This is a genomic window from Peribacillus frigoritolerans (assembly GCF_030676415.1).
GTDB classification, from domain to species: Bacteria; Bacillota; Bacilli; order Bacillales; family DSM-1321; genus Peribacillus; species Peribacillus frigoritolerans_A.
Genome location: NZ_JAUUTW010000051.1, coordinates 17523 through 29779 on the forward strand (window position 1 = coordinate 17523; position 12257 = coordinate 29779).

Sequence of the window (12257 nt, forward strand, 5' to 3'; positions counted from 1 at the left end):
GCAATGAAAAAAGCGGTTACCATCCTCTTAGCTTTAAGTTAATAACTATCAAAAAATAACAGAAGGTGAGACAGTTGGAAAAATACTATGTGGTTGGAGCTCAACAAAAGAACGGAATCTACAAAGACTGGGAACAATATCAAAAGGGTGTGATAGTAAAAGTTTTTCCAGAGAAAAATCTCGCTGAAAAATGTGTAGAATATGTATCGCCTAAAGAAGTTATTCCAGATAATTTCCCTTCTATTTCATTTACGGCAGCGACCATTAAAAACGACCATCTTTATGTGGGTACGCAGACGGAAATATTAGTGTATAGCCTTCCTGACTTCCAAAAAGTTGGTTATCTTTCATATCCTTGTTTTAATGACATTCATCATGTATTACCTACATCAGAAGGAAATATACTTGTTGTAAATACTGGTTTAGATATGGTGCTTGAGATATCGCCTCAAGGAAATATTTTAAAGGAATGGCACGTTTTTGGAGAAAATATATGGCAAAAATTTTCCCGCTCGATCGATTATCGTAAAGTACCAACTACGAAACCACATCAATCGCATCCTAACTTTGTATTTCAAATCGGAAAAGATACTTGGGCAACCCGTTGCTTGCAGGAAGATGCAATCTGTTTAACTAAACCTAATAAACAAATTAAAATTGGCGGAGAAAAAGTTCATGACGGTATTGTGTATGGAGATTCGATTTACTTTACTCAAGTAAACGGACAAGTGGTCAAAGTTAATATTCATACACGTAAAGTAGAACAAAAATTTAATTTAAATAACTTTACCAACACTAGTAGAAATTTGGGTTGGTGCAGAGGGATTAACGTACTCGATGAACATAAGGTGATTGTAGGGTTTACAAGGATAAGGCCATCCAAAAAATACCAAGCAGACGGAACAATTATCCCCGAGGGGAATTATGGGATTTTACCAACAAGGATCGCTTGTTATGATTTAAAACATGGAAAATTGTTATGGGAGCAACAGCTTGAGGATTATGATTTGAATGCAATATATTCGATTCATAAAGCATAGGAATCTTTCAACTATATAATGAGAAAGTTTGTTATAAGGCCATAAAAAAAGATTTATTGATTTAGAAGAATGGCTTCATATCCTCTGCCGTTTTTAAATTCCAAAATTAATATGTTATATCAATCCATGAAGTGACAAAAAAATGATCTCATAGGGTGTTGTTAGTTAATTTCTCTTTCGGGAAATTGACTAACAAGCTTTTAGCAGAGTACTTTCCTAGTGTTCGTTATACAATCTCGATCTTAAATACGAAATAAGCGATGATTCCTCGTGTATTTGCATTTTTTGATATAAGAGAGATAAAGCATTCAAATGATCGAATTAGTAAGCAATGGCATGTAAAGTTCCAATTTAGGTACCGATTGTTGCTCACGAGTTGGTTTTTTTCAAGATTTCCAACTTCTGTTATTTTTTACTTTCCAGACTTTTCTTTTCCTGATTAGACCGAGTTTTCCAGCTTACAATTAAGTTTATCAGCCATTTTTGTTTATGCAGTTGTAATTGTTAAGACTAGAGAGAATGTTTTCCCGAAGGATTTGTTTCTGCACTCTCTTTATTTTATTTTCTCCAATGTATTAAGTCGCCTTAGGATTTATCCGTTCCCATCATTTCTATATTAAATCCAGTTCGATAAAGAAACTATGTTGGTAAATCTTCAGACGGATCCTCTTTTCAGCTTTCACCTCAAAGTCAGATAAAAAGCAATCGAACAATCAGATACTTCTTGGTTCACATGCGGATAAATCACTACCACGTTCATTTGACCCACTAAATTATCTGAACTGAATTCAGACAGGTTCCTGGTTTTTAGAAATGGAAATATCTCGAGCATGATCTTTTTTGAAGTGTCTATAATGGGGATATTCACAGTTTGGTTTTACAATTTTTTGTTTTAAATGAAAGTCTATACATTTTATGAAACCCCTGCATATCCTATTTAGATATTTCTTTATGTACGGGAGATTACTCAATATAGTTGAGTGAAAATAAATGACTGAAAATAATGCCATTAGTAAAAGAATGATTTCAGAGAATCTATATTTGACGAGCACACGTTTGTAGGGTGCGGATTCTGCTCTTACATCGGAAAAATACAATATTGATAATTAATAACTCGGATAAATGAGGACCCTACAGCAATAATTTAGGTGTGAATCAAGGACTCTTTTTATGTTGGATGAATATACAAAGGTAAAAGGAATCGTTTTGTAGGAGGAAAACATGAAAAAGCTCATCATATTCGCGTTTATCGGTTTTTTGGCTCAGTTAATTGATGGTTCCTTAGGTATGGCATATGGGGTTACTTCAACATCTCTGTTGTTGACATTTGGAATTGCCCCTGCAGTGGCTTCTGCATCCGTACATTTGTCCGAGGTAGTGACTACTGCTGCTTCTGGTATATCCCATATGAAATTCGGGAACGTTGATCGTCAAGCGCTTTTAAAATTAATCATTCCTGGTTCAATTGGGGCATTTGCGGGAGCGTGTTTTTTGAGTAATTTACCAGGAAATGTAGTAAGACCTTATATTTCGATCTTTTTGTTAATTCTTGGCGTATATGTACTTTTTCGTTTTTTAATTATGTCTAAAACAAGAAGTGAAAGAAAATCAATTAATATATCAAGAAAAAAATCAATCGTTTTGGGGTTAATAGCTGGATTTGCAGATGCAACCGGTGGGGGAGGGTGGGGCCCGATTACAACTCCAGTCCTTTTATCCCAAAAAGGTGTTCCTGCTAGAAAAGTAGTTGGTACGGTGGATACGAGTGAGTTTGCTGTTGCTGTTTCGGCAACGTTGGGGTTTCTTATTGCATTAGGTTGGCAGGAAGTGAACTGGTTTTGGGTAATTGCACTTATGGCAGGGGGAATTATTGCAGCACCCATCGCTGCCTGGATCGTTACAAAATTGCCATCTTATTTATTGGGAGTCCTTGTAGGGGGATTTATTATTTTGACCAATGCACGAACGTTGATTAACACTTGGACGTTTCTGAATCAATGGTCTCTCGTTATTTATATGCTCATATTAATTGGCTGGATAGTTTCTATAGTCTATGCCGTCCGAAATAACAAAAATCCTGTTCCATAACGAAAAAATAAAGGGGAGATTATATGGGTCAAGATGAGAATATCCATCATCATTCATTTTCCATTACAAAAGAACTTAGGCAAGCGTTACATGGACATAAAAGCTTTATTCTTTGGTTTACAGGTTTATCAGGTTCAGGTAAGTCAACCATAGCGAATATGGTCGAAGGAAGACTTCATGAGAAGGGGATCTCGACATATATTTTAGATGGAGATAATTTACGGAATGGATTAAATGAAGACCTTGGTTTTAGTTCTCAAGATCGCAAGGAAAATATACGCCGAATAGGGGAAGTTGCCAAAATTTTTGTCGATAGCGGGATCGTGGTATTAGCCACGTTTATTTCGCCTTATATTAGTGACCGAGAAGATGTCAGAAAAAAGGTACAACAGGGTGAATTTCTTGAGATATATGTCAAATGTCCTTTAGAAGCCTGTGAGAAACGAGATCCCAAGGGGTTATATAAGAAAGCTAGAATAGGAGAAATCACTCAATTCACAGGAATTTCAGCTCCATATGAAGAACCGGTAAACCCTGAAATCATTATTGAAACCAGTCAATATTCTATTGAAGAATGTGTGCAGCAGATCATGACCTTCTTAAAAGATAATGGGCATTTAGGGGATGTCAATATTTAGGTCTGAAAAAGTCACAATGGAACGTACAAATGATAGAGGTGTTATATATGGATGTTCAAAAAACCATCATTGAACCACATGGCGGCAAGCTGATTAATCGTGAATTAACAGGAATTGCCCGTAAAGAATATTTGGAAAAGTGCAAATCCCTTTCGTCCCTTACTATCTCAAAATGGATTATTTCGGATATGGAAATGATTTCAAATGGTGGATTTAGTCCACTTATTGGATTTATGGGGGAAAAAGATTACCAGAGCGTCTTAAAATATATGCATCTGGCAAACGGATTACCATGGACGCTTCCGGTTACTCTTCCTATTACAAAGGCAGATGCGAAGAGTATAAATGTGGGGGATGAAGTGGCTCTATATAGTGTTGAGGGAGAACTGTCCGGGGTCATTCAGGTAGAAGAAATGTTTGAATACGATAAACAGGAAGAAGCTAGACTTGTTTATAAAACAATAGACTCTAACCACCCTGGTGTCAAAAAGCTATTTGAGCAAGGGGACATATATATTGCTGGACCTATTTTTCTAGTAAATAGGCCTTCACATAAACCATTTGAAGAATTTTATATGAGTCCAAACGAAACTAGAAAAATGTTCACAGAATTAGGTTGGAATACTGTGGTCGGATTTCAAACTAGAAATCCAGTGCACCGAGCCCATGAATACTTGCAAAAAACAGCATTAGAAACGGTTGATGGGCTTTTGTTGAATCCTCTTGTGGGTGAAACGAAAAAGGATGATATACCTGCAGATATACGGATGGAAAGCTATCAAATTTTATTGAAATATTACTACCCATTGGACCGAGTCCGACTTGCAATTTATACAGCGGCTATGCGTTATGCCGGTCCCAGGGAAGCGGTTTTTCATGCGCTTGTTCGAAAGAATTATGGTTGCACACACTTTATTGTCGGCCGTGATCATGCTGGGGTAGGAAATTATTATGGAACGTACGATGCACAAGAAATTTTTAGCCAGTTTGACCCTAGGAAAATAGGTATTAAACCATTATTTTTTGAACATAGCTTTTATTGTAAAAAGTGTATGAATATGGCTTCATTGAAGACATGCCCTCATTCTGCTGACGATAGGTTCATTTTAAGTGGAACGAAAGTCAGGGAAATGCTTCATGATGGTCTTACACCACCACCGGAATTCACTCGCCCTGAGGTGGCAGAAGTACTTATTAGGGGCATGAACCAAAAAGGGTAAGGATAACGAAAGGGCGTAATAACTACTTTTGAAAATGATTATTAATTGAAATCCATTTATATGGAGTAATCGTCTAACAACTACACAATTAGAAAGGACATATTAAGTGTACCCGATCAAACTTATCAGAATTGAAAATTTATAATGGATGATCCAATGTAGAAACAGATAAATTATAAGATTATATAAAAGTAAGTCAAGAATATGTTAATTTTTAACAGTGACATTCAAGAAAGTGAAAAAAACAACAAGATATGCAAGATTAATTAAAGTAGTGATTAACCAACAGCAGCATTGTTGACAATATTTACTCCAATTTTAAAAAATAGGCAACATCGAGATTCGATATTCAATCGGAGCCCAATGGCTCTGTCGTTTTAGAACCGTTTGAAATTAAAATGATAGTTCTTCTTCTGTTTGAAAATGATTGAGATAATACTTTTCAGATTTGAAATGAGAGGAGAATCATTCGACACAATTATTGTCACGGCAGTTTTCTTTACAAGTGTGGCGGCTGCCGATGACACCTACTTGTAGAAGTGTACGACGATAAGCATGAGATATGTATTGGAATCTTTGACCTAAGTGAATGATGATTCCGTACAAGAACAAGTTTCAAGCCATTTCGAAGTGAGAGCTTCAAATCAGCGACGTTATAATTGTCAATGTCTTGGGCGCCCGATAAATGGAGAAAATTATCTTTGAATGGCAATTGAGTGATATCTGAAGCAACCTCATTTTGTTTGTGGTTTTGAAATTGGCGTACTAATACATTTGGGGAAAGTTTTGAGGGTTTTCCTTTGAAAAAGCATTTTACGGACGATCGATTGAATTTGAAACTCTCTCATAATTCTACATACTTTTTAATCGCTTGAATCCGTCTAATCATTTATCGTCCTTTGAAAAGCAAAATGGTCTTTGAGTAAGTGTTGAACCGCGTCTATGGTAGCTGGAACGATTTAACTGAGCAATGACAATAAGCCAGATTACTTTATATTGAGGAGCTAGTTCTTCAATAATCTCTAACTAGCCTGAGAAAGGACACCGCCTATAGATTTGGATACTGCTTTTTTAAGTGAGCCACCTGAGCCTTATAGTATTCCAAATTCATCATCCACACTATCAAATTTCACACGGGAAGCCCTCGTTACCGTGCTTTACTAGTTTAATATTTCCGTACCAAATCCTCTACTTTTAAGCTCATATTTCTTCGCTGTGGCTAATCTACCCTCATTATTCAAATAACTTTGTACAACCTGTATCTTTAATTTCTTTGAATAAGTTTGAAATGTATCCCCTTTTTTAGGCATAATAAAATCTATCCAAGTAGTAGTTTATCATCCATGTTATTTCATGGACTTTTTTTCACTGTCTAACTAAGGGGATAATATCATGCGGAAGCGGAAGCAGAGAAATATATTTTAAAAATTGATGATATTCAAATCCCATAAAGCTAGTGATTTATCAGTATAGTTCATTTCTCCTTCCGTACAATTCTCATTAATAACCAAGATAGGTTTGGGAAAATTGAATGGCTCAATCTCTAGGTTAAGAGGGCGCCAGCTTCCTGTTCTTATTTCATGATTACACGTAAGGTTAGTAAATGTAGTCGTTAATAAATACCTCGACTGGCTTGCTTTAAAATTGTTTAAAGCTAAATGAATATCAGAAAAACTAAAATGTACAAGACAATCTCGACAGAGGATTAAATCACCAGTAGGCAGACGATCTTTTGTAATGTCCATATGAAAAAACTGTACATTGTTTAATGGATATTCTTTTTTATTTCTTTTTATTATCTCATCGACGATATCAATCCCAATATATAATTCTGTATTTTTGTATATTTCCTTCATCCAATTAAAATCACCACATGGTGCATCTATCATTTTATTTATCTGAAGTTGTTTTATTATGCTTGGTAATTCCTGAATGATTGTTTTGGTTTGAGTAAGTGATGAACCCGTACCAGATACAGACTCAGAGTTTCCCCACATGTTTTTCTTATAAATATTTGTAAATAGCTCTTTCATTTACATTCTCACCTTTCATCATTTTGATTTATTTAGAAAGGAATTATAAAAATGACATGACTCTCTTGGGAAAGATGGGGCGCTCTGTATAATCTAGAAAATTATATTAAATTTGGAAAAGTACCAATCATCATCATATTTTCGTTTTTGAAAGTAGGCCCGTCGCTGCTTTTTAACTCCATCAAGGAGCACTTGGGATTCAATAGGGTTTGCTTTTACATGGATCATGAGTTTTTTGCACTTTTGTATGCGATGAGTATTAAAATGAGAGTAGGCCATCCTTAATAAATTATAATAAACTTCATCATAACTAACTTCGTAGGGGTGAGTTTTTCTAAATAGATGGATTATTTTTACATTAGGCAAAACGTGGCAGCGAAATCCAAACAGCCATAGCTTAATAGAAAGCTCTACATCTTCATGTCCCCAAGTTTTAAATCCCGTTTCAAATCCGCCCACATCTTCAAACACTTTTTTTGAGATAATAAAACATCCTCCGGGTAATACGGCAGTTTCAAAGAGGCCATTTTGTTTAGAGTTCCATTTAATTCTAAGGTTTGACTTTAAGGTCTGACCATAGCCAATGAAATCGGAATTGCCAAACGAAGCGATTGCTGGGGTTACTGCATCTGATTTTCCTGTAAGCAAGGGTTCTACAATCTGATCGATCCACAAATCTTCAAACTGTAAATGAGCATCGCAAAAAATCAGGAATTCCCCAGTAGCTTTTGTTGCTCCTAAATTTCGTGCGCTTGCAGCTCCAATTCCTTCTGTTTCAAAAAGTTTAACCTGGTTTGCGTGAATATAGGTATTAAGAAAATCGCAGCAATCATCTGTTGATCCATCGTTTATAATAATCACTTCGAAGGAATAATGTGTATCAACTGAAAATAATGAATCAAGAGTGTTTTTCACGTTTTCCCCTTCATTTTTGGCTGGAAAAATTATTGAAATTAAAGGATGAGTTTTCACTTCATTTATCTCTCCTTTTGTAATGAATTATTAAGAAAATATCAAGGACTGTGAAATTGATGTTAAGAGGGGGATTATCACAATCCTTGATCTTCGGTTGAAAAAAGCAGTTAAGTTTCTGTTTGTTGTTGAGTTAAAGTGAGAGTACATTTACTATAAATAAAGGTTATTATTAATGCTTTCTAAAATTCTTAAAGGGATCTATTGCTGTTTTTTGGGCTCCTGAATGTAAATTATATAAAGGGTGTTTTTTATAAAATATATCTAATGAATCTGTACTAGTGTTATTAAATTTAGTATCTGGGTAATCTTTTTTCTGATACGATGACATTATCCCGGTGTTATAATTTTGTTGAGTTCTATCAATTTCTGTGTAACTCGGTTTTTTTGGGGGATAGAGTGCTTGACAATGTGATGTTTGCATATTAAAATTTCGGGTTGTAGTTTTTTGTTGGTTTGTTTCATTCGAGAATCGAAACGCACTTGGTTGAGTACTTACTTCTTTGTTATTTGGCGAATTGAAATTTTTCATATTTAAACGAGTATTTCCAGCTTGCTGTTGTATTCCATTATTATTAAAAGGTTTTTTCATTTTTCCTGTTGGTTGCAAATGATTTTTTTCTCGTTCTTTAATATATTTTGCTAGTTCATCTTTATAATGTATTTCTTTTTCTTTTTGATCATTTACCGTTTTATTTATGGTTTCTATTTTTTGGATATAATTAATTTCTTTATCTGTTAAATCTGTTATGGAATCGGTTAAGTTCTTAATTTCCTGTTGATGTTGACTTTCATTTTCCTTTAAATTGATAATCATTTGCTCTAGGTTATCAATCTCGGCTTTATAGTGATTTTCTTGCTCCGAAACAAGAGCAATCGATTGATTTAAATGATCGATTTCCTGTTGGTGGTTAACTTCATTTTCCTTAAAATGAATAATCATTTGCTCTAGGTTATCAATCTCAGCTTTATAGTGATTTTCTTGCTCCGAAACAAGAGCAATCGTTTGATTTAAATGATCGATTTCTTGTTGACGTTGATTTTCATTTTCCTTTAGATTGTTAATCGTCTTTTCGAAATTATCAATCTCCACTTTATATTTATTTTCTTGCTCCGAAATCGATTGATGTAAATGATTGATTTTTTGTTGATGTTGATTTTCATTTTCCTTTAAATTGATAATCGTCTGTTCTAAACATTCAATCTCGGCTTTATATTTATTTTCTTGCTCCGAAACAAGAGAAATCGTTTGATGTAAATGATCGATCTCTTGTTGATGTTGATTTTCATTTTCCTTTAAATTGATAATCATTTGCTCCAGGTTATCAATCTCAGCTTTATATTTATTTTCTTGCCCGGAAAAAAGAGCAATCGATTGATGTAAATGATCGATTTCTTGTTGATATTGGTTTTCATTTTCCTTTAAATTGATAATCGTCTGTTCTAAACATTCAATCTCGGCTTTATATTTATTTTCTTGTTCAGATACAACGCTAATCGTTTGATGTAAATGATCGATTTCTTGCTGATGATGGTTCTCTTTTTCCTTTAAATCTATAATCATCTGCTCTAAATTTACAATGTCCACCTTATATTGACTTTCCTGTTCCGATAGGGTGCCGATCATTTGAGTATAATTTTCAATTTCATGTTTAAAGTTTTCGATAACTTGTTTCTGCTGCTTTTCCTTTTCGGAAAGTTCGATCATGGCTTTTTCTAAACTTTCAATCTCCACTTTATATTTATTTTCTTGTTCAGATACAGTGCTAATCGTTTGATTTAAATGAACGATTTCTTGTTGATGGTAGTTCTCTTTTTCCTTTAGGTCGGTAATCATCTGTTCCAAATTCTTAATGTTCACTTTATATTGACTTTCCTGTTCGGATAGGTGGTCGATCATTTGAGTATAATTTTCAATTTCATGTTTAAAGTTATCGATAACTTGTTTATGATGGTTTTCCTTTTCGGAAAGTTCGATCATGGCTTTTTCTAAATTTTCAATCTCTACTATATATTTATTATCTTGTTCAGATACAACGCTAATCGATTGATTTAAATGAACGATTTCTTTTTGATGGAAGTTCTCTTTTTCCTTTAAATCTATAATCATCTGTTCTAAATTTGCAATGTCCACCTTATATTGACTTTCCTGTTCCGATAGGGTGCCGATCATTTGAGTATAATTTTCAATTTCATGTTTAAAGTTATCGATAACTTGTTTCTGCTGCTCTTCCTTTTCGGAAAGTTCGATCATGGCTTTTTCTAAACTTACAATCTCCACTTTATATTTATTTTCTTGTTCAGATACAGTGCTAATCGTTTGATTTAAATGATCGATTTCTTTTTGATGGAAGTTCTCTTTTTCCTTTAAATCGGTAATCATCTGTTCCAAATTCTTAATGTTCACTTTATATTGACTTTCCTGTTCGGATAGGTGATCGATCGTTTGAGTATAATTTTCAATTTCATGTTTAAAGTTTTCGATAACTTGTTTATGATGATTTTCCTTTTCGGAAAGTCCGATCATAGATTTCTCTAAATTTTCAATCTCCGCTATATATTTATTATCTTGTTCAGATACAACGCTAATCGATTGATTTAAATGATCGATTTCTTGCTGATGGTAGTTCTCTTTTTCCTTTAGATCGGTAATCATTTGTTCTAAATTAGCAATGTCCACCTTATATTGACTTTCCTGTTCCGATAGGTGGCCGATCATTTGAGTATAATTTTCAATTTCATTTTTAAAATTTTCGATAACTTGTTTCTGGTGCTCTTCCTTTTCGGAAAGTTCAATCATGGCTTTCTCTAAATTTTCAATCTCCATTTTATATTTATTTTCTTGTTCAGATACAACGCTAATCGTTTGATTTAAATGATCGATTTCTTGTTGATGGAAGTTCTCTTTTTCCTTTAGATCGGTAATCATCTGTTCTAAATTTGCAATGTCCACCTTATATTGACTTTCCTTTTCCGATAGTTGGCCGATCATTTGAGTGTAATTTTCAATTTCATGTTTAAAGTTTTCGATAACTTGTTTCTGCTGTTCTTCCTTTTCGGAAAGTTCGATCATGGCTTTTTCTAAGTTTTCAATCTCCATTTTATATTTATTTTCTTGTTCAGATACAACGCTAATCGTTTGATTTAAATCATCGATTTCTTGTTGATGGTAGTTCTCTTTTTCCTTTAGATCGGTAATCATCTGTTCCAAATTCTCAATGTTCACTTTATATTGACTTTCCAGTTCCGATAGGTGGCCGATCTTTGAAATGTAATTTTCAATTTCATGTTTAAAGTTATCGATAACTTGTTTCTGATGCTCATCCTTTTCGGAAAGTTCAATCATAGCTTTTTCTAAACTTTCAATGTCCACCTTATATTGACTTTCCTGTTCGGATAGGTGGCCGATCATTTGAGTATAATTTTCAATTTCATGTTTAAAGTTATCGATAACTTGTTTCTGCTGCTCATCCTTTTCAGAAAGTCGGATCATAGCTTTCTCTAAATTTTCAATCTCCATTTTATATTTATTTTCTTGTTCAGATACAACGCTAATCGTTTGATTTAAATGATCGATTTCTTGTTGCTGGTAGTTCTCTTTTTCCTTTAGATCGGTAATCATCTGTTTCAAATTCTCAATGTTCACTTTATATTGACTTTCCAGTTCCGATAGGTGGCCGATCTTTGAAATGTAATTTTCAATTTCATGTTTAAAGTTATCGATAACTTGTTTCTGGTGCTCATCCTTTTCGGAAAGTTCGATCATGGCTTTTTCTAAACTTTCAATGTCCACCTTATATTGACTTTCCTTTTCCGATAGTTGGCCGATCATTTGAGTGTAATTTTCAATTTCATGTTTAAAGTTTTCGATAACTTGTTTCTGCTGTTCTTCCTTTTCGGAAAGTTCGATCATGGCTTTTTCTAAGTTTTCAATCTCCATTTTATATTTATTTTCTTGTTCAGATACAACGCTAATCGTTTGATTTAAATGATCGATTTCTTGTTGCTGGTAATTCTCTTTTTCCTTTAGATCGGTAATCATCTGTTCCAAATTCTCAATGTTCACTTTATATTGACTTTCCAGTTCCGATAGGTGGCCGATCTTTGAAATGTAATTTTCAATTTCATGTTTAAAGTTTTCGATAACTTGTTTCTGGTGCTCATCCTTTTCGGAAAGTTCGATCATGGCTTTTTCTAAACTTTCAATGTCCACCTTATATTGACTTTCCTTTTCCGATAGTTGGCCGATCATTTGAGTGTAATTTT

The 12257-nt window shown here is 34.0% G+C and carries 7 protein-coding genes; 4 read left to right on the top strand and 3 right to left on the bottom strand.

The features are described from left to right. Positions 1 to 74 precede the first annotated feature (74 nt). From Q8G36_RS26960 to sat, 4 genes are all read left to right on the top strand, one after another. Entirely contained in the window at positions 75 to 1040 is a 966-nt protein-coding gene (locus Q8G36_RS26960) for a hypothetical protein (protein ID WP_305162828.1), read from the top strand. A 1221-nt stretch (positions 1041 to 2261) separates the two neighbouring features. Further along, positions 2262 to 3128, top strand: coding sequence for a sulfite exporter TauE/SafE family protein (locus Q8G36_RS26965; protein ID WP_305162829.1), 867 nt, complete (start codon positions 2262 to 2264; stop codon positions 3126 to 3128). Positions 3129 to 3151: 23 nt separating this feature from the next. Further along, positions 3152 to 3766 carry an adenylyl-sulfate kinase gene (gene cysC / locus Q8G36_RS26970; RefSeq protein ID WP_305162830.1) on the top strand — a complete coding sequence of 205 codons (615 nt, stop codon included), beginning with the start codon at positions 3152 to 3154 and terminating at the stop codon, positions 3764 to 3766. 47 nt (positions 3767 to 3813) lie between these two features. Next, entirely contained in the window at positions 3814 to 4986 is a 1173-nt protein-coding gene (gene sat / locus Q8G36_RS26975) for a sulfate adenylyltransferase (RefSeq protein ID WP_305162831.1), read from the top strand. A gap of 1421 nt (positions 4987 to 6407) precedes the next feature. Here sat and Q8G36_RS26980 read toward each other — a convergent pair. From Q8G36_RS26980 to Q8G36_RS26990, 3 genes are all read right to left on the bottom strand, one after another. Continuing rightward, on the bottom strand, positions 6408 to 7019 hold the full coding sequence (locus tag Q8G36_RS26980; RefSeq protein ID WP_305162832.1) for a class I SAM-dependent methyltransferase: 612 nt from the start codon (positions 7017 to 7019) through the stop codon (positions 6408 to 6410). A 93-nt stretch (positions 7020 to 7112) separates the two neighbouring features. Then, positions 7113 to 8000 (bottom strand): glycosyltransferase family 2 protein, encoded by an 888-nt coding sequence (locus Q8G36_RS26985; RefSeq protein WP_370694129.1) that lies wholly within the window; start codon positions 7998 to 8000, stop codon positions 7113 to 7115. A 163-nt stretch (positions 8001 to 8163) separates the two neighbouring features. Beyond that, the coding region (locus tag Q8G36_RS26990) for a hypothetical protein (RefSeq protein WP_305275292.1) at positions 8164 to 12257 on the bottom strand (4094 nt) is incomplete at its 5' end.